Raw genomic sequence first — 25,409 nt, forward strand, 5'->3', positions numbered from 1 at the left:
TTATGAAAATGAAGACATACTTGAAGTCCATGTGGGTCCGTTATCTTGGAAATAAGCAAGACCGGACGGCCATGATTAACGCTGCATTCCTTGTTATCAATGCTTTGATCGGAATAGGTAAGTTAATTCTGGGGATATATCTCCTTTCCGGATGGTTCGTCACGAATGCTGTATATTATCTGATTCTGTGTGTAGCCAAAGGGCAGGTGCTTCAACAATATAAAGTTGCCAAAAGGATGGAGTCTCCCCAAGAAAGATATGCATTGGAGCTTACGGTCTATAAGCGCGGAGGTCTTTTCCTTTGCTTTCTGGGTGTATCCTATTTGATAGTCTGCCTGCGAATGTATCTGATCGGCGATGCCTTTATCTATAGCGGCATCATTGTGTATATCGTAGCTACAGTCGCTTTTACCAAGCTGGCTTTTGCTGTGTACGGTACTTGGGCTAACCGTCATCTCCATAATCCGATCATATCTACATTGAAAATGATTAACTTCACCGATGCCATGGTGTCCATCGTTGTGACACAAGCAACACTGCTTACCATGCAATCCTCACCGCTTGCATTAAAGACCAGCAGCTTGTTTGGCATGGGGTGCAGCGCTTTATTTTGTCTGATGGGAGTCTGGATGATGTTCCACAAGAAAAAGGAGTCCAATATGGAGCAGGGGAGTGCAACACACGAACAGTGAGATGAAAGAGGGGGGATTAGCATGGAATGGTGTTATGTACTCCTGCTCAATATCATTTTGATTATGACCAAAATCATCGCAGAGCAGTTCACAAGTCGTTGAGGGGGAATTACCATGCAAGTCATGGACAACAGCTTTTTTAGAAACAACACTTCCAAAGTTAATAAAATTATCGCCAGGATTCTATGGCTAACGCTGCTCGCTTTCTGCTTTTTCATCCGTAGTAAGCAGGTAGAACTTGCAGTTGTATTCTCGCTGTTTGTTGAGCTTTCCATTGCATCATTTTTGATGTATCGTAAGAAAAAAACGATCATGATCATGGTTGTGCTGATGATCGCGATTCTGACTGCAACCACTCAATATATCCAATCTCCGGGAGCAGGCATGCTCATCGTGGTTGTGCTCTGCGTTATCTCACTTTATCTGAACCGTGTTTTATTGTATGGATTCGGTGCAATGTATAATATTGCTTATATCGTGATCTATTACGCGGACCATCAGCAATACGATACGACCTTTTACATGACCATAGGGTTCATTGAACTGACCATTGTTGCTCTGTATTTTGTATGTAAACGAGGAAGGGACTTGATTCAGGTCGCACTCGACAAAGAAGCAGAAGCCAGAGATCTTGTGAAGGCACTTGATAATATGGTGAAGGTGATTCGAGAGAACACATCTACTCTAAATACCGATATTGCCAGTTGTAATGATGATATCCGTAATCTGAAGCAGATGAGCGACACTGTAACATTGAACATTCAGGAAGTGACCGAGGGCATTCGTGATCAATCAGGCAGTATTTCACATATCAGCGAAATGGTGAACACGGCAGATGCACAGATGGTGGAGATCAATCAGATGTCACATCACCTTGCCCAAATCTCGTCCGATAACGGACAAGTTGTTCGTCAAAGTTCGGATCGAATTGTGCAAATGGGCAAGCAGATGAACATGATTAACGGAGCGGTAACCGATTCGATGACGACAGTCCAGGAATTGAACCAAAGTATGGATGATGTGAATACCTTCCTATCGGCCATTAACCAGATCTCGGATCAGACCCATCTCCTGGCATTGAATGCTAACATCGAAGCATCAAGAGCAGGGGAAGCTGGAGTTGGCTTTGCCGTCGTAGCTCATGAAGTCAAGAAGCTTGCACAGGAAAGCTCCGATACGGTCAAACAAATTAATGAGATCATTCATAATATCAAAAGAAAGACACAGCTCGTGGTGGAGAAGGCCGCCATAGGCAATGCTGCCGTAAAAGAAGGAGAAGCGATCACTGAACAGGTACTTGAGAGTTTCGACCACATCAGGTCCACATTCGAACATGTTGATCAATACATAGCTAAGGAATTGGGCATGACGGATCAGATGAGCCTGATCTTTACTCAAGTACGAACGCAAGTGGATCATATTTCCGATATTTCGCAAGAACATGCAGTCGCAACGGAAGGTGTACTAGCAACGACGCAAGAGCAGGAAAATAACATTGATGTTATCTACGAATTTATTAGCAGAATTAATCATTCAAGTCTGCGGTTGCAGGAACTCATTGGTAATCATAATAAGGAGTGATATCTATGGATCAACAACAACAACAACAACTGGAAATGGTACAACGTATGCGTCAAAATGTCGTCGGTACAGGTGCAGCTCTTCAACCCAGTTCCACGTATGCTGTCACAGTAAAAGAAGTCATGATTCCTACGACCAAAGGTGATACACGTGTACTTGTGTATACACCGGATAGGGACCATTCCGCGCCTCTGCCGGTCTTCTTTAATATGCATGGGGGTGGCTTCATCTTTGGACAAGCAGAGATGGATGATCCATGGTGTCGCTTGATTGCTGATCGATCTGATTGTGTGGTCGTTAATATCGATTACAGTCTTGCACCAGAGCACAAGTTCCCAACGGCGGTCCATGAATGTTACGACGTTGTACAGTGGGTCCACGCCAACCCGCAATCCTTCTCGGTTAACCCGTCTCTATTCGCTATTGGGGGACATAGCGCTGGTGGTAATCTTGCTGCAGCAGTGTGTTTACTGAATCAGCAACGAGGTAGCGAGCTGCCAATTGTTCTGCAAATTATGGATTATGCCGTGTTGGATGTGGCTACAGATCCGGCCGAGAAACCGAGTTTTGCAGAAGCCATTCCAGCCGATATCGCCAGAACGTTCAATGCCATGTACCTTGATACGCCAGAAGATGCGCAAGACCCGTTGGCTTCACCTGTGCTCGCAACATCAGTAGAGGGACTTCCAGAAGCATTGATTATTACCGCGGAGAAAGATTCACTGGCCCAAGAAGCAAGAACATATGCAGCAAGGCTGGAAGCAAGCGGTGTGAAGGTGACACTTAAGGAGTACGAGGGAGCCGCTCATGGATTTACGCATTCTGGGGATCTCCAGATGGCTGAGGATGCCTGGTACCGAATGAGTGACAAGATCAGAGAAGCATTTTCCAAATAACGTGTATCAGAATGACGCTTAGTAGGAATCTGGTACCCTTGAAGTCGCCTAATGGCGGCTTTTTTCGTTCATTGGTGTAATTGCTTCAATGGCTTGGCGAAACCAAGCTTCTGAGCTTGCGGATGTGTTAATAAACTAGATTAGGAGCCTTATTGAGATTATAACGATATCGTTAAGGGTAAGAGTTGTTAAATTAGAGGAAATAATGACCAATACCAGGAGGTTTATTATGAACCAATATAACAGTCCATCCGATATCGCGATTCTTGGCATGGGGACGGCTCTACCTGCTCACCCCGTAGCGCAGTCAGATATTGCAGAATTAATCGCTTCTTCTCTTCAGGATCGGCCAGATTTGGCCCGTTTTGCCAAGCGAATATTCAAGTCCTGTGGTGTTGAAACACGATATACCGTGGAACCGAGCTATCTGGGTTCACTGGAAGAATGCCGTTATCTGCCCTCTGGTGAGCGATCAGACATCCCGACAACCGAAGAACGAATGAATACATACAAGCGAGAGGCGCTTCCACTCGGGATTGAGGCGGCAGAGAAAGCCCTGGAAGATTCAGGCGTATCTCCAAAGAGCATCACACATATCATCACGGTAAGCTGCACCGGTCAGTATCTGCCGGGTCTTGATGTTATGCTCATTCGTCATTTGGGTTTGTCTGCCCGAGTTAATCGACTGCCGCTGATCTTTCAGGGTTGTGCCGCAGGGTTGAAAGCCATTCAGATGGCACGAGATGTCGTGCAGGGAGCTCCCGGATCACAGGTCCTTGTGGTCAGTGTAGAGTTATGCACCATTCATTTTCAGCCCGTACAAGATCGGGAAGCGCTGTTTGCAGCTTCATTCTTCGGAGACGCTGCTTCTTCTTGTGTAGTGGGTACACCAGAATCTCAGCACAAGAATGTTTTGAGTCTGGGAACGGGTTATTCTGTGCTTCTTCCGGATTCGACTGAAGATATGACCTGGGAGGTGGGGAATCTGGGGTATGATTTGTATCTATCCCCACGCATTCCGAAGCTGTTAGGTGTTCATCTGGAAGAGGAACTGCGTCTCTTATTGCAAAGTGAACAGCTTCCTGAACTATGGGCCATTCATCCGGGAGGACGTGGGATTGTGGACTCTGTGCAGAATGTAATGAAGCTGCGAGACGAGCAAACGAAGTATAGCAGGGATGTCCTCAGAACGTATGGTAACTTATCTTCCAATACCATTCTGTTTGTACTGAACGCGATGCGTGAGGACATGAAGGCACAGGGTCAATCCTCTACGGATGGTGTAGCCATGGCATTTGGACCGGGACTCACCGCAGAGTTGATGAAATTCACTTATGTACCCTCATTATCTTCAGTGATGGAGGAGCATGATCATGTCCTTTTTTAGAACATTGTCCATTCGAGCCAAGGAAGATGAACTGATGGATGACTTCTCTCTGGGAGGGGAGGAGCTGCGTGAAGCGCTTAGACATCTGAGACGTCTTAACAAAATATTTGCAGCACCTGGCCCAACTCTGGCTGGTGTAGAGAAGTTATGGAACTCTGTCGGCAGGCCGGATAAGCTGACTCTGCTGGATGTGGGGGCAGGTTCAGGAGATGTGAACCAGAAACTACTGCAATGGGCAGATCGTCAGGGTGTTCAGCTGGAAATTACGTTGGTTGATCTGACGGAAGAAGCATGTGAGGAAGCGAGACAACTATTTCGTGACGAACCCCGAGTTCGGGTACAGCGTGCCGATCTTACACAACTGCCGGATGCTTCCGCAGATATCGTGACAGGCTCCCAGTTTGTACATCATTTTGACGGAGATCAGCTGGTCGATATGGTTTCTCATATGCTAAGAGCATCCAGATACGGTGTCGTTATTAATGATATTCACCGCCACCCCGTATCCTATAAGGCGGTCTGGATTACTACACGGATGATCTCGCGCAATCGTTATATTCGTCATGATGGGCCTCTTTCCGTAGCCAAAGGTTTTACAGGGAGGGATTGGAAGGAACTTAAACAACGGCTCAATCATGATACGATGACCTATGAATGGAAGCCCTTATTCCGTTATTCTGTTGTAATTCCCACGAAAGGCAGGTGATCTTACGTGTCGAAATCGATAGATGTGATTGTCATCGGAGCCGGAATTGCCGGCAGTACATGTGCAATGCAACTGGCAGGAAAAGGACATCGGACCCTTTTGCTGGATCGCCAGGAGTTCCCGCGGCACAAAACCTGCGGTGAGTTCATGTCACCCGAAACCAAGGAGATGTTAGAGGTTCTGGACATTCACCTTCTGGACCATTCGAAGAAACCCAGCACCATGGATCATGCCAAAATCGTAATGCCACAAGGCGGAGTGATCGAAGCACCGCTGCCGGGATTCGCATATGGCATAAGTCGATATGAGCTGGACCAGATTTTGCATCAGAAGGCTCAGGAGGCCGGAGCTCAGATTGTGACCAAAGCGACGATAACGAGCATTGAGCAGCTTGAAGATGCCAGTTATGATGTTCAGGTGAAACAGGGAGATGAGCAGATCAGCTACAGAGCCAAAGCCGTCATCGGAGCACATGGGACCAAGAAACCGCGTGGGATGGCTTCCGCACCTGATCTGCGGGATCAAACCGTATATGTTGGTATTAAATCCCACTTCAGCGGTATCCAGATTCCAGCACGGGTAGAGTTATATTTTTGCGAGGGAGGTTATGTGGGGATTTCCCCTATTGAGGACGGCAATGTGAATGTCGCTGCATTGTTGACACTGGATACCGTCCAGGGAAGTGGCAAGTCTGTCAACGATATTTTACAGGCGGCATCCCTGACAAACGTGAGTTTGGCAGCCCGTTTAGCCGAAGGAAAACCTGTAGATGGAACGCAAGTGTCGATTGCGCCGCTGCATCTATCCAATGTTCCTGAACCATGGTCCCAATATCCGCATATTGGGGATGCCATGCTGATGATACCGCCTTTATGTGGAGACGGGATGTCCATTGCCCTTCGCTCCTCACTCCTGTGTGCAAGGTGGACTGACAAGTACCTGCAAGGCGACATTGAACATGCCGATTGGCAGAGTAATTACACGCTGGAAGCAAGCCGGGAATTCACCCAATTGCTCAGACGCGCAAGGAGAATTCAAAAGCTGGCTTTTGCCAGAACCAATAAATTCTATCCTGGTCTGGCTCGGATGATTCCCGGTCTAGCCGCTTATGTTGTGAAGGCCACACGGTTATCCGAGATGAACGCAGCGCGCTAACAGCTGAAAGTTTGCGCAATACTTATGCAAAGAGGTTGCTGATGGCGGCCTCTTTTTTGGTGTATAAACATTAATTTTGTGGAGACAGTTTGGAAATTCGGGAAATGCTCGTATAATAGAATCTAATGTAATGATAGAGAGTTAATTCAGATGAAATGTCGGGAGGCACTATTTAAGATGAACTATTCATTTTCCAATCGTATCGCAGCACTGCAACCATCCATTATTCGTGAGATTCTGAAGGCTTCTTCAGGACAAAATGTGATTCCATTCTCCGCGGGAAATCCTGCTCCGGAAACCTTTCCTATTGAGGCGATTCGCACATTCACTCAATCCATTCTGGAACATGACCCGGTCACAGCTCTGCAATATGGGATTACGGAAGGATATGTTCCCCTCAGGGAAGCATTGACTCAACATTTGAAGACAGGTTTTGATACAGGTAAACCATCCGATCAATTGTTCATCGTATCTGGAGCACAGCAGGGGATTGAACTGGCCTGTAAAGTGTTCTGTAATGAAGGGGACACGATCATCTGTGAGAGCCCGAGCTTTATCGGTTCCCTGAACTCCTTCCGGGCATCCGGTGCAAAGCTTGCTGGCGTTCCGATGGAGATGGACGGTATGGATATCGAGAAGCTGGAACAGGCGCTGCAAACGGAGCCTAATGTGAAACTGATCTACGTGATCCCGAGTTTTCAGAATCCGACTGGTGTAACAACGAGTCTTGCAAAACGTAAGGCCATATACGAGCTGGCCAAGAAGTATGGCGTTATGATTTTGGAAGATAACCCGTACGGAGAACTTCGATTCAATGGAGATGATGTGCCAACGATCAAGTCTATGGATGATGAGGGTCTGGTCATCTATGTTGGATCATTCTCTAAAATTCTGTCGGCGGGACTGCGTGTTGGTTTTGTACAAGCACCACATGAAGTCGTGGAGAAGATGGTTGTCGCGAAACAGGGAGAAGACGTACATACGGCTATGCTTCCACAGATTCTGGCATACAAGTTCATGACAGAGTATGACTACGCGGGGCATATTAACAGCATTCGTGAGGTATATCGGAGAAAGGCAACATTGATGATGGACAAGCTGCAAGAGCATATGGGTGAGTCCATTACCTATACCCAACCGGATGGTGGACTGTTCCTCTGGTGTGATCTGCCAGCACATGTGCCAATGCTTGATTATGCCAAGACAGCGGCAGCTCAAGGGGTTGCGGTTGTACCGGGAAATGCATTCCTGGTGAACGAACAAGACCCTTGTAATGCCATTAGGCTTAATTTCTCAACCCCGTCAGACGAACAGATTGTCAAGGGCGTAGAGATTTTGGGGCAGGTATTGAAAGGTTATAACGCTTAAAAATGCTTCGATGTGATATATCTACGAAAAGCCGCCAATTGGCGGCTTTTTTGGGCTTTTTCTCGTCCTTAATTATCGATTAATGCACTTAATTCTGCCTGAAATACCTTTTGATTCTTCTGATTGAATGTACTCAGCAGCACCGTAACAATCCCATTTCCTTTTCGTCTGGGAGTCAGTCCAATGACTTCTGCAATGACATGAAGTTCATCATCCGGAAAGACAGGTTTCAGGAATTGAATGTTATTCATTCCGGTGCCTGCCACGACATGCTCTCCATAGACCCCGACCTCAATCCATAATTTAAAGGAGATATTCATTGTTTGCATGCCAGAAGCAATTAAACTGCCGAATCGACCTTGCTTGGCCTTTTCCTCATCCAAATGCATGTACTGTGGATCATAGATTTTGGCAAACTCAATAATATCGCTTTTGGATAATGCCAAGGATTTTGTTTCGTAGCGCTGACCTATTACATATTCACTAAATCTCATGAAGGCACCTCGGTTTCTTTAATATGTTTTTTCGTAGTTGATGGTTTGCTAAGAGACATGACTGGACTGACGTGTTAAAATGCTAGTGAACTATCCCGTGTGTATTGCTGTGTTACTGCCATAATTAACTAAACAGATGAAACTGTCTTTGAGGAGTATATATGATGACAACGATTAAAGATGTAGCCAAGATGGCTGGTGTGGCCAGTTCGACCGTATCTTGCGTACTCAACGATAAAGGGAATGTAAGTGAGCCGACAAGACTCCGAGTGCTTGAGGCAGCGAGTCAACTCAATTACGTTAAGCATGGTCCTGCATCGGAATTAAAACGAAATAGTACACAAACCATTGGTGTTATTGTCCATGACATGTCCAGTCCATACTTCTCGGATTTGGTGAATGGAATAGAAACCGTCGTCATGAGTCATGGATACGATATGATCGTATGTAGTTCGTTGGGTGGAGAGAAATCAACAGCTCATCGTTATATTCGAGAAAGAAGAATTGACGGAGCTATTGTTATCGCTCAGAATATTCAAGATCAGTTGCTGATTGAAGCATCTGAAGCAGGGTTTCCGATTGTCGTCATGGATCGGGATCTGGATGCTCAACATATTGTAAAGGTTTTGATGAGTGATACGCAAGGTGGTTACTTGGCTACCCGTTATCTGATCGATAAAGGGCATCGGACAATAGCTTATATTAGTGGCCCGTCACAATCGGAATGTAATCTCCATCGTTATCAAGGTTATTTGAAAGCCTTGAAGGAGGCAGGCATTGAAGAGAACCCCGAATGGAAAATTGGCGGACAATACATGAAGCAAGATGGGTACAATGCAGCCAAGAAACTGCTTGAAGGAGAGCTGCCATCCGCTGTGTTTTTTGCAAATGACGAAATGGCAATCGGCGGCTTGGAAGCTTTCAGGGAGCATGATATCTCAATACCTGAACAGTTATCCGTAATTGGGTTTGACAATATACCTGCATCTCAGTACATGAATCCACCTCTAACCACATTTCGTCAGCCGAAGAGGGATGCAGGCCAGCTTGCAGGTCATGTTCTCTTCCAACTGCTGAACGGAGAGATCGTAGAGACGTTATATACACTGGACATCCAATGCGTGGAACGTGATTCTGTTCGGCTCCTCAACCTGAGTTGAGGAGTTTTTTTTGCATTCTATAGAATTTTAAATACTTAAAAAGAAAGGAGAGTAGCCATTTATGCATAATATAAAGACGAGGAGTGTTTTTTGTTGGAAATAATTGGAGGTTGATACGATGGGCGTACCCACTTTTTTGGAGACAGGCCATATGCAAGAAGGTTTTCCCATTCGGGTAATTCATACAGGAAATCAGTTCAATTATGCTGCACACTGGCATGATGAGGTTGAACTGGTTCTCGTCAATGGAAAGAGCGCCAAAATTGGCGTGAACGACCACGTGTGTGAGTTGGAAAAAGGGGATGTGCTGCTGATCAAACCAGGGGATGTTCACTGCTTCTTGCCGGGAACCGAACATTTGACCATTATTTTGTTCCGACTCGAATTGTTAACGGGAAGTTTCACAACCGAAGCCGAAATTCAGGATCTCGGACAACTTTTCAACAAAACAACAGTTATTCCCTCGAATACGGGAAGTCAGAGCAATCTGACTCAATATATAGATGACATCATTACCGAGAAGAAAAATCAGAAGCCGGGATACCGATGGTTAATGGTATCCAGGTTGTATGATCTCATCATACTTTTATTACGTACCAAAGTACCGGTTACCACCGATGAATCTTCATCTTCAGGATGGGCATGTACTTCTTCCAAAAAATTTGAATTCCTTGAATCGGTCTGTGAATACCTGGAGGAGCACTATGCTGAGCCCATTAAGCTGGAACAGGTGGCGGAACATATTAAATTCAGCAAGTTCCATGTCTGCAAGCTGTTCAAAGAGATCAAGGGAGTAACACTGATGGAATACTTGAATCATTTTCGAATTATCAAATCCGAGTGGGCTTTATTGTTCCGTCAGGATACGATTCTGGAGATTGCGATCGGACATGGATTTAACAATGTTAACTCCTATAATCGTCTTTTCAAAAAATATAATGACTGCACACCCTCCGAATTTCGTAAGAAACATCGTACAAATATCACAAAATATGGAGGGTAATGCACAATATTTGTGGAGAAAGCCCTCTCCAAAATCAATATACTCTAATAAATTGTAAGCGTTTCCTTTTTGAAGGAGGGGGCCTATGAAGAAGTGGTTTAAGCCAACTATTGTATTTGTATGTGCAGCGATGTTGTTAGCTGGTTGTCAGTTCAGTCCATCAAATCAAACCAAACAACAGGAGATTACCGTGTGGAGTTTTACGGATGAAGCAGGGTACGCCATCGAGAAATTCGAACAGAAATATCCTGACATCAAAGTGAACTTTGTCAACATCCCCGGTAATTTCTATATTACCAAGCTGAAATCTGCGCTACAGACAACCTCGAAGGCTCCAGATGTATTTATGATTGAAAATGCGAATATTCGAGAACTGATTGACGTTCCATATCTGGAGAATCTATCCGCTTCGCCGTATAACGCCAATGAACTTATTCAGGAACAATATGCTTTTGTACAGGCCAATGAAAAGGATAGTGCAGGAAATGTCAGGGCAATAGGTTATCAGGGAACACCAGGGGGCATCTACTATCGTCGGGATTTGGCGAAGAAATATCTGGGCACCGATGATCCTGAGAAGGTGGGTTCACAGATCGATACATGGGAGAAGATCTTCGAGATTGGAGAGAAGGTACAGCAACTTAGCGGGAATAAAGTACATGCATTGGCAAATTGGAATGCTATATCGAATTCATATGATGGGATTCCTTGGGTGAAGGACGGCAAGCTCGTCATCGATCCAACTTACTTGGAAGTGCTCGATCTTGTACGTGAAGCACGTGAGCGGAATGTACTTGCCGAGTATGAAGATGGAAGTGCCGGTTACGCTGCATCCATGCAAAAAGGAGAGGTCATGTTTTATCCCGGGGCAACCTGGGCACTGCAATACACGTTCAAGGCAAACGCCCCGGATACCGAAGGCATGTGGGGCTTGGCTCAGGGACCGTCAGCGTTTAGTGCAGGCGGAACGTATATAGCGATGTATAGTAAAAGTGACAAAAAGGATCTGGCCTGGAAGTTTATTGAGTTTTATAATTTTGACCACGACTTTCTGTCCGAGTTAGCGAAAGAGCAGGATTATTTCACCAGTAACATGGTTGTGAATGATGAACTTGCCCCGTCTCTCTCATCGTCCTATCTAGGAGGACAGAAGCATTTCGAGTTTTTCTCGGAGGCTGCAAAACGGGTACCAGTATACGAACGCACCAAATATGATGCCACGATTAACAATGATATCTACAAGATTGTACTCCAGTTATATCTCAACAAGGACATTCAGACCAAGGAAGAAGTCGTAAAGCGAATCAAACGTGATGTCACCTTGAGATTTCCGGAGCTGGAAGTGGATTAGCTTAGGACGTGTCTCAAAACTCGCTGAAGTGCATCTTTTACCGCCTTTTCGCCCCATGCTGTGTCACTTTCCCTTGACGTGCCCCGGCACGCCTGCGGAAAACTTCCTTGCTTGGAACGAAAATTCGGCAAAATCTGCTTCCTTCGGAGTTTTCAGACACGCCCTAGAAGTAAGCGAATGAATATACACATCCGATGATAACTGGGGGGATAGAACATGTTTGCCAAAACGATTCGCAAGGACCATTACGGCTACTACTTCATTGCTCCGTTTTTTATTATTTTCACCACTTTTGGGCTGTATCCCATTTTATATTCCCTCTACATCAGTTTCACCAACTTTGATGGGATCACGACACCTGATTTTGTAGGGATCGGTAACTACGTTGCCGTATTACAAGACCCGTTGTTCTACAAAACCTTGTTTAATACGTTATTCATCTGGGGCGTATCTGTAGTTCCGCAGCTCACAATCTCACTTGTGTTGGCTTTTATCTTGAATGATAAGCTGCTCAAAGGACGGGACTTTTTCAGAGCCGTATACTTTTTTCCCAACATCGTTACGGCGGCATCACTTGGACTACTTGTCAGCTTGATTTTTGACTGGCAGTCTGGCGGACTAAATCATTTTTTGGTGCAGACCGGCATAATACAAGATCCAATTAACTGGAAAAATGATCCCTGGTTTATGCGTCTGATTGTATCATCCATTTTGTTTTTTCAATACTTTGGCTATTCCATGGTCATCTACTTAGCTGGTCTTCAGGGCATTGATCCTTCTCTGCTGGAGGCTGCCCAGATGGATGGCGCGAAAAAGAAACATATTTTCATCCATATTATCGTGCCGATGCTCCGTCCAATTATTTTGTTTCAGATGATTACATCCATTATTGGGGGCATCCAGATATTCGATCAGCCATTTACACTGACCAATGGAAATGGCGGTCCTGACCGGGCAGCCATGACCAGTATTATGTATCTCTATAATGTAGCATTTCAGAGCACGCGTTTTGGTTACGGCGCTGCCATAGCATTTTGCCTGTTCATCATTATCATATTGTTGTCTGTTGCATCCTTCATCATGACCAAGCGCAAGAGCCGTTCATAGGGAGGGGAGTTCTTCATGCAAACTGCGAAATCAATGGAACAACCAAATGCAGCGATTCAGCATTATGCCAGCACAAGGCGACTGACGGTTGGCAAGATCATCATCTATTTGTTACTGGTCGGTCTAGCCGTGCTTTGTATTATTCCATTCTATCTGATGCTCATCTATTCAACACATAATAATGCAACGATTGCTTCGACGTTTACATTTCTCCCGGGCTCATTCTTGGTTGATAACTATATGAACATGGTATCCAAAATTAACATATGGCGTGGGTTTGCCAACAGCATATTTATTGCCGGAACATCAACCGTATTATCTCTGTATATTGGGGCCTTAACTGCGTATGGATTTGCCAAATTTAAATTCAAAGGACGAAACGGGTTGTTCCTGTTTCTGTTAGCAACCATGATGGTACCGGGTCAACTGGCTCTTATTGGTGTATATCGACTATTCAGCATGATGGGCCTTCTGGATAGTTATGCCGCCATTATTTTGCCTGCTGCGGCTAACGCGTTTAATGTATTTTTTATCAAGCAGTTCATGGAGAGCAGCATCCCGGATGAGATTATTGAATCTGCGCGGGTGGACAGTGCCGGTGAGTTCCGGACGTTCAATCAGATTGTACTGCCTATTCTGGGACCGGCGATCGCCGCCCTTGGCATATTCACGTTTATCGGATCTTGGAATAATTTCCTGACACCGCTGGTGTTATTTTTCTCCCTGGATAAATATCCGCTTCCAGTATTGGTTGCGCTAGTGCAGGGGTACTATGGGATGGATTATGGGCTCTTGTATTTGGGTGTAGCGATCTCAATCCTGCCTATTATTATTGTATTCTCTGTATTTTCCAAACAGATTATTGGGAGTGTTGCTTTGGGTGCTGTGAAAGGATAGTGATCAATAGAAAATAGGGAATTGCAAAGAGCAAGATCAACGAATTCATAGGAATGAATAGCGTTTTATATCATCAGAGTCGCTCATGAGGGCGGCTTTTTTGGCATTCTATATTTTGCGTATATATCCCATCTGATAAGTAAAGGATACCTTTAACTGAGAATATCTGGACGGAGCGTTTACGGAAAGGGGAGGCGTCATGGACACATCAGCGATAACACAACAGGACCTGCCATTAACCGGACAACTTGTTATTGATCAAGAAATGTTACGCTCCGTTTTTGCGGGTTGCTCGGACGTTGTATTTCATACATTCCAAACCGCGTGTCTTACATCAGCGTTATGCGTATATTGTGTTGGTGTATGCGATACGGAGCGGCTGGAACGACAGGTACTAACACCCCTTCAGGAAACGGGGATCGAAGCTGCGCAAGTTCCCCTAGCTTCTGTTAAGCAAGTTGAAACGACTACTCAGGCAGTACAGGCCATATTTGAGGGGGAGGCCCTGTTACTGCTGGACGGTTCAATAGGCGGAACAACATACCCTTTATACCAAGCTGCAAATCGTTCAACAGAAGAACCGTTAGCTGAATCGACCGTGCGTGGTGCACGGGATGGGTTCACAGAGTCGTTGACCATGAATATGTCTTTACTGCGCAAACGTCTCAAGACACCTGCATTGAAGATTCATACACGTAACATGGGAGATCGTACAAACACCAGTATTTCACTTGTATACATGGAGGGGATTATTGACCCCAAACTTGTTAAGGAAGTGGAGACACGACTTGGCGATTTAAAGCTCCGAGACGTACTGGAGAGTCAGTACATTGAAGAAGGCATTGTCGATCAGCGATATTCACCATTTCCACAGATGATTGCCACAGAGCGCCCGGATGTTGTCGTATCCAACTTGCTGGAAGGTCGTTTTGCTATTCTCGTTGACGGAACACCGTTTACCCTTATCGCGCCAGTGACCATTTTTTCCATGTTACAATCCCCCGAAGATTATTATCAAAATGTGTTCATGAGTGTTTTTGTACGCTGGCTGCGATACATTTTTTTTGTTTTATCCATGCTGCTTCCATCGGCTTATGTAGCGATTACGACGTTTCATCAGGAGATGATTCCTACCGTATTGCTTCTCAGTATTGCTCGGGCGAGAGAAGAGATCCCTTTTCCAGCACTGGTGGAAGCGCTCATTATGGAAATTGCCTTTGAAGCATTACGTGAGGCTGGCGTCCGATTGCCCAAGCAGGTCGGATCAGCGGTCAGTATCGTGGGAGCCTTAATTATTGGGCAAGCGGCGACGAGTGCCGGAATTGTCTCAGCCCCCATGATTATCATTGTCGCGATTACCGGTATCGCTTCTTTCATGATACCTCGCTATGCTGCCAGCATCGCGACCCGTCTACTACGTTTTCCCATGATGTTTCTGGCGGGAACGCTGGGACTCACGGGTGTCATGCTGGGAGTCATCTTGGTTGTCATTCATCTAAGCAGTCTTCGTTCATTTGGAACACCTTATCTCTCACCGGTAGCACCTACGATGGCTAAGGAACTTAAGGATGTATGGTGGCGTCCATCCCCAAGGAACAAACCACACTAGAACAATCTACATTCAAGCAAACAAGGGAGCGGGATTACATATGTTGACTGACAAAGGGAAAATATCGGTGACTCAATTGGCATTTATGGTCTTTCCCGCCATTCTCGCGACGGCTATCCTGTCTGTGCCTGGAATTACAATGCACTATGCAGGACATGACATGTGGATGACTCCAATTATAGGTTCTATTGTTGGATTGGCTGCCATTGGTATTTCCGTTGGACTTGATCGTCTGTACCCTGGAAAAACACTCATTCAATCCAGTGTATTGATTATTGGTCGGATTCCGGGCAAGTTATTCGGTCTGATATATATCGCTTTCTTGCCCCACCTGACGGGCTTGATTATTCGGGAATACGGTGAATTCATTGTCAATAATGCACTTCCGCGTACACCTTTGTTTGTTGTGATGGGTACGATGGTTGTTGTATGTGCGATTAATGTCAGACTCGGGATTGAAGTTGTCGGACGAACCGCTCAGGTGTTTGTTACCCTGCTGATCGTTCTGCTGGCTTTGATCTTTATATTGTTGATTGGTGAACTGAATCCTGCCGAGCTGTTTCCTTTTATGGAGAAGGGTCCAATTCCCATTATAACGGGGGCGGCTGCACCTGCTGCATGGTTTAGTGAATATATCGTGTTGGCTTTTCTGCTACCTTATGTGAATGAAAAAAAACGAATAACCCGGGTCATGCTGGGTTCCCTTGTGTTTACAACAACTGCAATGACAGTTACCAATCTGTTTTGCCTGTTTTTAATTGGTGATTTGACGGATACATTTGTATTTCCGGTCATGATCGCAGCAAGATACATAACCATTGCGGACTTTTTGCAACATATCGAATCCCTTATTATTGCCATCTGGATTTTCGGTATTTTCGTTAAAATCTCCGTTTTTCTATATATCTTTGCTACATCAACCGCGGAATGGTTTGGTTTGCGGGACTACAAACCTGTGGTTGGTCCACTTTCGTTCCTGTGCATGGTATTTGCTTACTGGGTTGTGTCGGGTGGATCCGGTATTTCCAGTTTGGTTAGCGCTTCAGCCAACTTGTATACGATCAGCATTTTATTAATCCTTCCGGCTATGATCTACGGTGTCGCATGGCTGAAAAAAGGGTGGGCACATTTTCGGAAGAATCGAGCGAACACCTGATTGATGGGGGAGGAGCACTTGCGAATATATAGAGTACTACTAATGCCAATATTGTGTTGTGTGCTTTTGAGTGGATGCTGGGATCGTATCGAGATTAACGATTTGGCTATCGTGCTGGCTACAGGGATAGATTATGAAGATGGCAAAGTACAATTGACTTCACAGATTTTCATTCCGCGAAAGGCGAGTGCAGGAGATAGCAGTGGGAGTGGAGGCAGTCCAAGTGGGGTAACAATGATTCGAACAGCGGAAGGACGTACAATTGCCGAGGCATTGAATCGGTTACAACGTAAAGTTCCCCGGAATATGTTCTGGGGCCACTGCGAAGTCATAATCATTAGTGAGCAAGCCGGCAAACGTGGTATTCGCGAGTACATCGATTTCTTCCTGCGTTACCCTCAGTTCAGGGAGCATGCATATGTCTTTTCCAGCGAAAAGGCTGCGAAAGATATCCTTGCATTACTTGATCCACTGGAGCGAAGTTCTGCTGAATCGTTGCGTGAGATGGCCAATTTGAAGTTAGGTACACGTGTTACTGCCCTTGAACTGGCTAAATCTATTGAAGGTCCGAGCAGTTCCGCCATTTTGTCTCGCATGTTAATCTTACCCCCGGAGCCCGATCAGGATAAACTGACAACTACGCCATATGTGAAAGGTCTGAGTATGTATAAGAAGGATCGTTATGTCAAGACGGTCAAAGAACCACTAAGCGTAGGTGTATTACTACTTGCAAAAGAACTGAACAACATTATCATGCCTGTTGAGTTTGAGCCGTTAAAGGGTTCTTTCTCGATAAGACTCATTGAAAATAAAACCTCCTTGAAGCCGCGAATCGTAAACCAACAGTGGAGTATGAAGGTCGATATCCAGACCAGGGGAGAAGTGGTATTAAATACGACAGATGCCAATCTGACTGATCCTGCTGTATTAACTAAACTGGAAAAGGAATGGTCGGCTAAGCTCACATCTTTGGCTCATGATGCTTTAGATATGTCCCAGAAAGAGCTGCGCTCCGACTTCTTCAAATTCGCAGTTGAATTCCGCAGATATTATCCGAATCAATGGAAAGCGCAGGAGAAGAACTGGGAAGCCATCTATCCTGATTTGGACGTGCAAGTCAACGTAGATGCACATGTAGTACGTACCGGAAAATCAACAGGACCACAGGGGATACCTAATGAGGACGAAAGTTGAACAGAATCGGCTCCTGTACAAGCCTGAGAAGAGAGGTGATTGCATGAAACTAGGCTCAATCCTTGGTATTTTGATGCTGGCGACTGCGATAGTGTATGGAGAGTGGAAGAGCAGCAAAGAGAAGCGAGCCAGAATAGTGAGCGCGGGATTTACTGCAGTGGCAGCAGTAATTGGGATCATTCTTCTCTTTCAGCCCCGTTTGCCTGGTCCTACCCAGTTTGTGAAGCTTGTATTTGGAAGTGTGGATAAATTTATGAAGTGAGATGATGGGAAAAAGAAGGGCCAAGCTCTGAGTACCAGACGCGTGGTCCTTCTTTTATTAAGTGAACTGCATCCAGTCAGAATTTTACTCTTTGATTACAGAAGCATTCACGGCATCTTCCATTTTCGTATTGTAGGAACGGAACAGACCCAGACGCCAGAATGCGGCTCCTTTGAGGTCATAACGTTTGGCGAGACCCAGCTTATCATCAACAGAGGACGGCGTTTCACTGCTTAGACTGATACCGAGCAGAAGTTTGCTCTTCGGGACACCGGCCTGTATGGCTAATTGAATTGCCTGATCTACAAGACTATTTGGCTCAGGTACCTGAGATTTGGTGCCAACCGGATTATACTGATAGGCCATAATAATAAGATCATCTGCAATAGAGGCAAGTGTCTTGTAATCATAACCTTTATAAGCACTATTTAGCGGCGGTACCGCCAGAGATAAAGCTGTGTCCTGTGGCAAGGAACTCTTTAGTTGCTTCACGTAAACATTGAGCAGCTTCTGTTGTTCTGCCGCATCCAGCTTAAAGCCCAGTCCTTCAAAGTCCAGAACAACTCCGCCAAAACCATGCTCTGCGACAGCAACAGTTATACCTTCAATCGATTTCTGCCGCAGACTGCTGTCGCTCAGAACTTTGGTCAGTTCGCCGTTTCCATCCAAGGCATATACCATGAGCTGCGGTTGGATCTTCTGATCTGCTGCGTCAGCAACGATGGACTGCGGTGTAATATCACCAGCAGCAGCAGGGAGACGGTATTCATCCCCTTGGAGCGTAAACTGACCTTCACGATCAATGCGGCTCCAGCCAAAGGCTACGGAATTCATGGAAGTAATAAGGTCCTTTTCTTGAAAGGACTGCAACGCATAGAAGGCTCTCAAGTGCATCTCGCGTTGTGGGGAGACAAGGGAGACCGTCTTCGTTGCCTGATTCCAGCTTACTTGTACACCGAATTGGTTACTGAACGAACTTAGTGGGATAAGTACGCGTCCCTCCCGTTGAACGGGTGCTGCAGCAAGTGTAACTTTTTTTCCATTTACGGTCGCTATGGTACTGCCAACTTGTAATAGTACCTCGGTAGTTTGTCCTTTCACAGTGTTCGTCGCTTTTACAGTCTGTGATTTGCTGTTCCAGGTAATATCAATACCTAGGGCTTCCCCGACCGTCCGGAACGGAACGTAAGTAACACCTTTATCAATACGTGGAGCTGCATCAAATTTCAGGGGAATATCATCCAAGTGTACTGAAATGGCCGGGGCAGCATAGGCTCCACCGAGATTGGAAGTACTTCCAAGGATAGAGAGAGCAATTACAGTAACCGCGGCGATTTTTCCTACACGTTTAATAAGCATCGTATGTCTCCTCCAACTTTGTACATAATAATAGAATCATGTTTTATAACAATATCTAGTAATCTAGCATATGTATCATAACAAAATTTTCATATCGTTCCAATATAAGAGTCTGGAATATAGTCACATATACCATATTGCTGTTTAATAGATTCTTCCCGACCATAGTGAAATTAAATTAAACTCTGTTGAGCGAATGATAAGAAGTCCAAACACAATAGTACGCTACGAATATACTATCCTATCCCAACATTAGGAGGTAGATTGATGAGCACATTTCTGGATGCAAGAACATCTCAAAATGCCAGTTTGGCCAACTCAATAGCTATTCCAATATTAGTCCTGAACACTCCACAGCTCTTTGGACAAATCGGTCTGCAAACTGCCGGAGCAGGAGCAAATCCCAGAGTTCAATTTAAAGGGACGGTTTCTGTACAATTACCTTTAGCTCTTGCGGGAATAACGATTACCGTTGTAAGAGGTACCTTAGCAACGGACCCGGTTATTTATTCTGCTACATCCACATTTGATTTAAGTGTACTGGCACCACAAGTAATCACATTCTCGGGTAATGATTTTAATCCACCGATTTTACCACAATTAACCTACACAGCTTTTGTAAGCTCCAACTTGCTGGGAACAATCCGTGTTGGTCCTGAGAATTTCGATGGATTTGTTGTTTCTGATTAATAGCTCTCTCTAAAAATAGTTATGTTAATCCTATAAATAACCCCATACCTCTAATCTTATGGGCAACCGATTAGAGGTATGGGGTTATACGTATTTTTTAATCTGAAACGACATACCCGTCGAAACTCTCGGGCCCCACGCGTGCAGTCCCGAGCAGGTTTGTGCTGATAAATGCGGTGTACGTTAATTGGGGCATGAGCGGTGGGTTATAGTCAGTGGCAGAGAAGACAATCACTTCAGGGTTAAGCAGACCACTCAGACCATATGTGTGGTCTCCGGAGTATACGATTGGATCGGTTGCGATTGTTCCTCTTACAACAGTAATTCTCACTATAAAAAGTGCACGCGGCAATTGAACCGTGATGGTTCCTTTTAATGAAACTCTTAGATTGGTTCCGGCTCCAGCGGTTATGAGACCAATCTGGCCGAATAATTGGGGCGTTAAAATCACTGGAATCGGTATGGAGATGGAATTAAACAAGGCGGCATTTTGGGATGTCCGTGCATCTAGAAATTGCGTCAATGAATATACCTCCTATCTTACTCAGATAGAATAATATATTCATTATTCAGATATTCGCATGGACGGTGGGTGCAGTGCTGGAAATATTAAAGACAAACTGACTGCCCAAATCACTGGAATCTTTAAGCCATACAACGCCACCCATTAATTCTGCGAGTTGTTTACAGATGGACAGGCCCAGCCCCGCTCCGCCATACTTTCCTGAATTACCATGAATCTGGGAGTAGGATTTGAACAAGAGATCCTGGCGATCCTGCGGGATGCCGATGCCCGTATCCTTTATTTCGTAGGATGCATGGAGAGTACCTTCTGTATCAGCAGATACCTCAGTAGAGATACATACTTCACCTTTCTCCGTAAATTTAAGCGCATTCCCAACAAGATTAATGAGAATCTGACGAACTTTGTGTTGATCGCCCATAAGCATCAGATGATCATTAATATTATATTCTGCGTACAACTTAATTCCTTTTTTCTGTGCTTCAGAAGAGAATAATTGTAATACATGTTCTACTGTTTCAGTGACACTATAGGGTTTGATCTCCAGAGAGATCGCACCAGCTTCTGCTTTGGAGTAGTCCAGAATTTGATCCATCATCGACAGAAGGCTGGCACCACTTGACTCAATGACATTAACATATAACGATTGATCTTCACTCAGCCTGGTCGATTGCAACAGATTGGCCATGGCAAGAACACCATTCATTGGCGTCCGGATTTCGTGGCTGAGAACGGCGAGCAGATTTTTCTTTTCTTCAAGCACTTTTGCAGCGGTCTCTTCCGCCTGTTTTAACTGTTGCAGAGTTGTTTCCATCTCAAGAAGACTCGTGAAAAATGAAGATAAGGAGAGAAGCAGATCCACGTCCTTTTGTTGATAGGAATAGAAATCCTGATCAAATGAGCAAAGGGAGCCGTAAATTTCTCCGTTCTCATTATGTATAGGCACACCGACAAATGAGCAGCCACCTACGAATTCGGTTGCGTCCATATGTCTGGTTAATGGATGAGTCAGATTATTATTGATCACCAACGGACCTTGGGTATGTTCTGTCACAAGTGCACAGTATGACTCGGCGTTATCAACGACCAGCCCTTCACCCAGGATTAGTTTGTCGCGATTATATACGTTCAGAACTTTGGTGGATAGATGATCCAACTGGGCAATACAAAACGTATTTGCAGGAATTAATCTGCTTGCCGTGTCCATAACGTTAGCAGCCGAATCATATAATTTATGTGAGACAATGGATAGTACATCAATGAATTCTGTTTTCAACATATTGATTTGACTCCTCCTGATTGTAGAAATTCGTTGTGCACTGTATTCAGTATATATGAATTCGAAGAATCGATCATGTATGGTTTTGACAGTGGAAGACGGAAATGAGAAAATATAATGCTGTGCAACATGTATATATTAATAAAGTTTTGGAGGCAAATCAATGAATCAACGTTTTCGAATTACCCGATCCATGCAAGATAGTAATGCCGAACAATCCATTTCGCTGGAAGAGTGCAAACTTTACTTTGAATCCCAACCCGATTTTACCTATTCACCGGTTCTTAACATTGTAGGAGCTGAAAGCACCATGACCATCGAGGGGGACTTTTTTATGTGGGACCTTGAGGGTGCACAGATTGCTTTTCGTTTGTACATGGGGGATCTGTATGTAGCTATTTCTAACGAAGCTATTGTACCCAAAATGATTGAGATTGCAACGGAACTACGTGCAGATATCGTTGAAGGATAAGAAGTAGAGAACTAGAGTTTGATAAAGTTGTAATCATGTTAGTTGTAGTATGCTTTAGACATTCTTGTAAAAATGAGACTAAAGATTCATTTATATTCCATATGTTAGATTGTAATATATGGAATATAAAACATTTTACAGGAGAGTGAATGAAGTGAAAAAGACCAAATTAATACTTGCTGTATTCATGAGTATGATCCTTGCCTTATCAATAACTGGAATAGGATCGAGTTCAAAGGCTTCTGCAGCTACGGCGCGTACACCTATTGTATTGGTACATGGATTGACCGGTTCAGATAGCAATTTTACAGCAATTGAGAGTTATTTGCGTAGCCAAGGGTGGACAAGAGACGAATTATTTGCGATTGACCTTCCTAGCAAACAAGGAAATCAGCTGTTGAACTCCGCAGCAATTAGTCGATTCGTAGATGATGTTCTAAACCAAACGGGTCACACGAAAGTGAATATTATAGCTCATAGCATGGGTGGAGCTAATAGTCTCTATTACATACTTAACCGTGGAGGCGCTTCCAAAGTGGATAAGTTGATTACCCTTGGCGGGGCTAATCGATTGACCACAACGACAGCTCCAAGTGGAATAAAGGTGACTTCGATCTATTCCACCAGTGACACGATTGTGTCCCCGGTACTTTCCCGGTTGAACGGGGCGAACAACGTTTCGGTTTCCCTCGTATCCCATATCGGTCTGCTGTTTAACTCACGGGTGAATGCCCTGATCAAAACTGCGTTGAACGAGTAGTTGACATTGTAAAAATGGCAAACAAATGTACATTTTTTCATAATATATTAAATGATTGACTTGAACACGACTGACCATTCATGGTTAGTCGTGTTTTCGTATTACCTGGAAATGGCTTGCTGAGGTAAGATTCAAAAATAGGTGCATCCATTCTATAATTAGAAATCAGAATAAAAATGGAGCAAGTTAAAGGAGTCTGTATACGTGCAACCTCAACCGAATGATCGAATTAAGGTTCATCCAGGCTTTTGGGCTGGATTACATCAATTAGGGATTGATGCTGACGACATCGCTCGTACAGCACAACTATCTCTTGAGACAATAAATAAACCTGTAGTAACCCAATCTCAGTACTTTGCAATCTGGCAGGCCTACTCTGATCTCATTGGGGACACTGCCGAGGGCATCGTCAAACTTGCAACCGGATATGAGATATCGAAGTATCCTCCGCCTGTTCTGGCGATGTACCATGCTCGTGATTATCGTGATGCGTTGAATCGAATGGCCCGTTACAAGCAAATGTGTCCTCCCGAAAGTTTGCAGATTACCGAAGCAGGGGAGGAATGTATCATTGAACTCGAATGGTTACATAAGGGTCAACAAGGTCCGCCATTACTGGTCGGTATTACGCTGGCATTTCTAATCGAACTTGGACGGAGGGGCACAGGACAGCCTGTCACTGCAAAACGGGTTGAGCTCTCCCAACCGATGGGTGACGTAGCCACCCTTGAGGCTTACTTCGGCTGTCGAGTCGATACGAATTCCAACTCTAATCGGCTGACGATAGAACGGAAAGATCTGAGTCTTCCCTTTCTATCGTATAACGAGGAGTTACTTGAGATTCTGACCCCGGCTCTGGATCGGTCGCTGGACGAACAAGAGAGCAATCGTTCCGTTACTGAAGTAGTCAAATGGATCATGAAACGCAGCCTCACAGGAAAGCGCCCTGACATCCAGACGGTCGCCAAAGAGCTTCGTATGAGTGATCGTACCTTGCAGCGGCGACTGACGGAAGAGAACACAAACTTCAAGCAATTATTAACCGAAGCCAGACGTGAGCAAGCCCGGGAGTACTTGGCAGATCCTTCGCTCGATATCAAAGAAGTGGCATTTCTGGTTGGATATGAAGACCAGAATTCGTTCTATCGTGCTTTCAAGACCTGGGAAGGGGATACACCTTCAAATTGGCGTGTAAGGCAATAACTCTGGCGCAAAATGCTAGTTACTAGGTCCTTCAGACTGCGTAATATTATACCTATCCGGTGCGTGAAGCTATTGGCAATGTCCAGAAGAAGAAGCCGGATAGTTGTAATCATGAAGGAGAAATGCAGGATGGATATGGGACTAAAAGAGAAAACAGCCTTAGTTACAGGATCAACAAAAGGGATCGGCAAAGCGATTGCTATAGAACTCGCTCGAGAAGGTGTTCATGTTCTGATTAATGGACGTAATGATGAAGAGGTAGAACAAACCGTTCGCGAAATCAAGTCCACTTTTCCGGAAACCTCTCCGCAAAAGGCTACCGCTGATCTTGTGGATCTGGCGCAACGCCAAGCTTTATTCGAGAAATTTCCTGAAGTTGATATATTAATCAATAGTATGGGGATATATGAAATCATGAGTTATGAAGACGTGAACGATGAAGTGTGGGAGAAATATTTCCGTATTAATGTACTCGCTGCCAATGGCTTGTCTCAATTTTATTTACCTAAAATGGTGAAGAACAATGACGGGCGTATTATTTTCATCGCAAGTGAAGAAGCCCTTATGCCTTCAGGTCAGATGCCCCAGTATTGCATGACCAAGTCAATGCTGCTGTCATTATCCAAAAGTTTGTCCAAACTGACAGCAGGGACCGAGGTTACGATCAATACAATCCTGCCAGGTCCAACACTGTCCGAAAACGTACAAAAAATCATTGAGGGCATATACCCTAATGAGGCACTGACTTTCGAGGAAAAAGAGAAAGACTTTATGAAGAGTAATCTGCCACAGTCCGAATTACAGCGATTCATCAAGCCAAGTGAAATAGGCAGACTCGCTGCATTTGTATGCAGCCCATATGCTTCAGCCTTCAGAGGTTCTCCCATCCGGATGGACGGGGGCATGGTTCCCACCATATTTTAAAATTGTTCAGGATACAGGATATGTATCCATAAGATGTCGCCAGCATTGGCGACTTTTTTTATTTGTAAATGACCTATGCGAAGGGCGTCAATCGAGTTTATAATACAGGTATGATTTCCGAAAACGATTTCTGTTTATTGGAAGCGATTACTTTTAACGATTATATGAATCTAAAAGGGGA

At 44.7% G+C, this 25,409-nt stretch carries 25 protein-coding genes; 21 read left to right on the forward strand and 4 right to left on the reverse strand.

Annotated features, from left to right (window positions below):
* Positions 1-2 precede the first annotated feature (2 nt).
* From V6669_RS14405 to V6669_RS14435, 7 genes are all read left to right on the forward strand, one after another.
* Complete coding sequence (locus V6669_RS14405) at positions 3-692, forward strand: hypothetical protein (protein ID WP_338594559.1); 690 nt, start codon at positions 3-5, stop codon at positions 690-692.
* Positions 693-806: 114 nt separating this feature from the next.
* Entirely contained in the window at positions 807-2,273 is a 1,467-nt protein-coding gene (locus V6669_RS14410) for a methyl-accepting chemotaxis protein (RefSeq protein ID WP_338594560.1), read from the forward strand.
* Between the two features lie 5 nt (positions 2,274-2,278).
* The gene (locus V6669_RS14415; RefSeq protein WP_338594561.1) at positions 2,279-3,169 is read left to right on the forward strand and encodes an alpha/beta hydrolase; all 891 of its coding nucleotides are present in this window, start codon (positions 2,279-2,281) and stop codon (positions 3,167-3,169) included.
* A 229-nt stretch (positions 3,170-3,398) separates the two neighbouring features.
* Positions 3,399-4,556 carry a type III polyketide synthase gene (locus V6669_RS14420; RefSeq protein WP_338594562.1) on the forward strand — a complete coding sequence of 386 codons (1,158 nt, stop codon included), beginning with the start codon at positions 3,399-3,401 and terminating at the stop codon, positions 4,554-4,556.
* Positions 4,543-5,262 carry a methyltransferase domain-containing protein gene (locus V6669_RS14425; RefSeq protein ID WP_047842870.1) on the forward strand — a complete coding sequence of 240 codons (720 nt, stop codon included), beginning with the start codon at positions 4,543-4,545 and terminating at the stop codon, positions 5,260-5,262. Before V6669_RS14420 ends, V6669_RS14425 begins: the two co-directional genes overlap by 14 nt.
* Positions 5,263-5,268: 6 nt before the next feature.
* On the forward strand, positions 5,269-6,417 hold the full coding sequence (locus tag V6669_RS14430) for an FAD-dependent oxidoreductase (RefSeq protein WP_338594564.1): 1,149 nt from the start codon (positions 5,269-5,271) through the stop codon (positions 6,415-6,417).
* Between the two features lie 177 nt (positions 6,418-6,594).
* Positions 6,595-7,785, forward strand: a complete 1,191-nt coding sequence (locus V6669_RS14435) for a PLP-dependent aminotransferase family protein (protein ID WP_047842872.1) — start codon at positions 6,595-6,597, stop codon at positions 7,783-7,785.
* A 68-nt stretch (positions 7,786-7,853) separates the two neighbouring features.
* On the opposite strand, the gene V6669_RS14440 is transcribed toward V6669_RS14435, so the two are convergent.
* On the reverse strand, positions 7,854-8,279 hold the full coding sequence (locus V6669_RS14440; protein WP_338594566.1) for a MaoC family dehydratase: 426 nt from the start codon (positions 8,277-8,279) through the stop codon (positions 7,854-7,856).
* A 161-nt stretch (positions 8,280-8,440) separates the two neighbouring features.
* Between V6669_RS14440 and V6669_RS14445 the strand changes: the two genes are divergently transcribed.
* The 9 genes from V6669_RS14445 to V6669_RS14485 all read left to right on the forward strand — a co-directional run bounded on the left by V6669_RS14445 (position 8,441) and on the right by V6669_RS14485 (position 18,018).
* Positions 8,441-9,439: a LacI family DNA-binding transcriptional regulator gene (locus V6669_RS14445; protein ID WP_338594567.1), complete on the forward strand. Its 999-nt coding sequence runs from the start codon at positions 8,441-8,443 to the stop codon at positions 9,437-9,439.
* 118 nt (positions 9,440-9,557) lie between these two features.
* Positions 9,558-10,442: an AraC family transcriptional regulator gene (locus V6669_RS14450; protein WP_338594568.1), complete on the forward strand. Its 885-nt coding sequence runs from the start codon at positions 9,558-9,560 to the stop codon at positions 10,440-10,442.
* An 85-nt stretch (positions 10,443-10,527) separates the two neighbouring features.
* Complete coding sequence (locus V6669_RS14455; protein WP_338594569.1) at positions 10,528-11,793, forward strand: extracellular solute-binding protein; 1,266 nt, start codon at positions 10,528-10,530, stop codon at positions 11,791-11,793.
* A 216-nt stretch (positions 11,794-12,009) separates the two neighbouring features.
* Positions 12,010-12,900 (forward strand): sugar ABC transporter permease, encoded by an 891-nt coding sequence (locus tag V6669_RS14460; protein WP_036608160.1) that lies wholly within the window; start codon positions 12,010-12,012, stop codon positions 12,898-12,900.
* 15 nt (positions 12,901-12,915) lie between these two features.
* Positions 12,916-13,797 (forward strand): carbohydrate ABC transporter permease, encoded by an 882-nt coding sequence (locus tag V6669_RS14465; RefSeq protein ID WP_338594572.1) that lies wholly within the window; start codon positions 12,916-12,918, stop codon positions 13,795-13,797.
* A gap of 199 nt (positions 13,798-13,996) precedes the next feature.
* Positions 13,997-15,406, forward strand: coding sequence for a spore germination protein (locus V6669_RS14470; protein ID WP_338594573.1), 1,410 nt, complete (start codon positions 13,997-13,999; stop codon positions 15,404-15,406).
* Positions 15,407-15,446: 40 nt separating this feature from the next.
* The gene (locus V6669_RS14475) at positions 15,447-16,562 is read left to right on the forward strand and encodes an endospore germination permease (RefSeq protein WP_338594574.1); all 1,116 of its coding nucleotides are present in this window, start codon (positions 15,447-15,449) and stop codon (positions 16,560-16,562) included.
* Between the two features lie 18 nt (positions 16,563-16,580).
* Positions 16,581-17,756 carry a Ger(x)C family spore germination protein gene (locus V6669_RS14480; RefSeq protein WP_338594575.1) on the forward strand — a complete coding sequence of 392 codons (1,176 nt, stop codon included), beginning with the start codon at positions 16,581-16,583 and terminating at the stop codon, positions 17,754-17,756.
* Between the two features lie 43 nt (positions 17,757-17,799).
* Positions 17,800-18,018 (forward strand): hypothetical protein, encoded by a 219-nt coding sequence (locus V6669_RS14485; protein WP_338594577.1) that lies wholly within the window; start codon positions 17,800-17,802, stop codon positions 18,016-18,018.
* Positions 18,019-18,102: 84 nt separating this feature from the next.
* Here V6669_RS14485 and V6669_RS14490 read toward each other — a convergent pair whose 3' ends face one another.
* A complete protein-coding gene (locus V6669_RS14490) occupies positions 18,103-19,377 on the reverse strand; it encodes a stalk domain-containing protein (protein WP_338594578.1) in 1,275 nt (424 codons plus the stop codon).
* A 267-nt stretch (positions 19,378-19,644) separates the two neighbouring features.
* On the opposite strand from V6669_RS14490, the gene V6669_RS14495 reads away from it, so the two are divergent.
* Entirely contained in the window at positions 19,645-20,067 is a 423-nt protein-coding gene (locus V6669_RS14495; protein WP_338594579.1) for a hypothetical protein, read from the forward strand.
* Between the two features lie 97 nt (positions 20,068-20,164).
* Here V6669_RS14495 and V6669_RS14500 read toward each other — a convergent pair whose 3' ends face one another.
* Together V6669_RS14500 and V6669_RS14505 are read right to left on the reverse strand one after the other, a co-directional pair.
* The gene (locus V6669_RS14500) at positions 20,165-20,590 is read right to left on the reverse strand and encodes a hypothetical protein (protein WP_338594582.1); all 426 of its coding nucleotides are present in this window, start codon (positions 20,588-20,590) and stop codon (positions 20,165-20,167) included.
* A 46-nt stretch (positions 20,591-20,636) separates the two neighbouring features.
* Complete coding sequence (locus V6669_RS14505) at positions 20,637-21,869, reverse strand: GAF domain-containing protein (protein WP_133384686.1); 1,233 nt, start codon at positions 21,867-21,869, stop codon at positions 20,637-20,639.
* A 163-nt stretch (positions 21,870-22,032) separates the two neighbouring features.
* Between V6669_RS14505 and V6669_RS14510 the strand changes: the two genes are divergently transcribed.
* The 4 genes from V6669_RS14510 (at position 22,033) to V6669_RS14525 (ending at position 25,228) form a co-directional block, all read left to right on the forward strand.
* Positions 22,033-22,341: a hypothetical protein gene (locus V6669_RS14510; RefSeq protein WP_211083220.1), complete on the forward strand. Its 309-nt coding sequence runs from the start codon at positions 22,033-22,035 to the stop codon at positions 22,339-22,341.
* Between the two features lie 187 nt (positions 22,342-22,528).
* Positions 22,529-23,101 (forward strand): alpha/beta fold hydrolase, encoded by a 573-nt coding sequence (locus V6669_RS14515; protein ID WP_249911798.1) that lies wholly within the window; start codon positions 22,529-22,531, stop codon positions 23,099-23,101.
* Between the two features lie 204 nt (positions 23,102-23,305).
* Complete coding sequence (locus V6669_RS14520; protein ID WP_338594586.1) at positions 23,306-24,304, forward strand: helix-turn-helix domain-containing protein; 999 nt, start codon at positions 23,306-23,308, stop codon at positions 24,302-24,304.
* A gap of 129 nt (positions 24,305-24,433) precedes the next feature.
* Positions 24,434-25,228 carry an SDR family NAD(P)-dependent oxidoreductase gene (locus V6669_RS14525; RefSeq protein WP_338594588.1) on the forward strand — a complete coding sequence of 265 codons (795 nt, stop codon included), beginning with the start codon at positions 24,434-24,436 and terminating at the stop codon, positions 25,226-25,228.
* Positions 25,229-25,409: the final 181 nt, after the last annotated feature.

The sequence above is a fragment of the Paenibacillus sp. Y5S-9 genome, from assembly GCF_036894235.1.
GTDB lineage: Bacteria > Bacillota > Bacilli > Paenibacillales > Paenibacillaceae > Paenibacillus.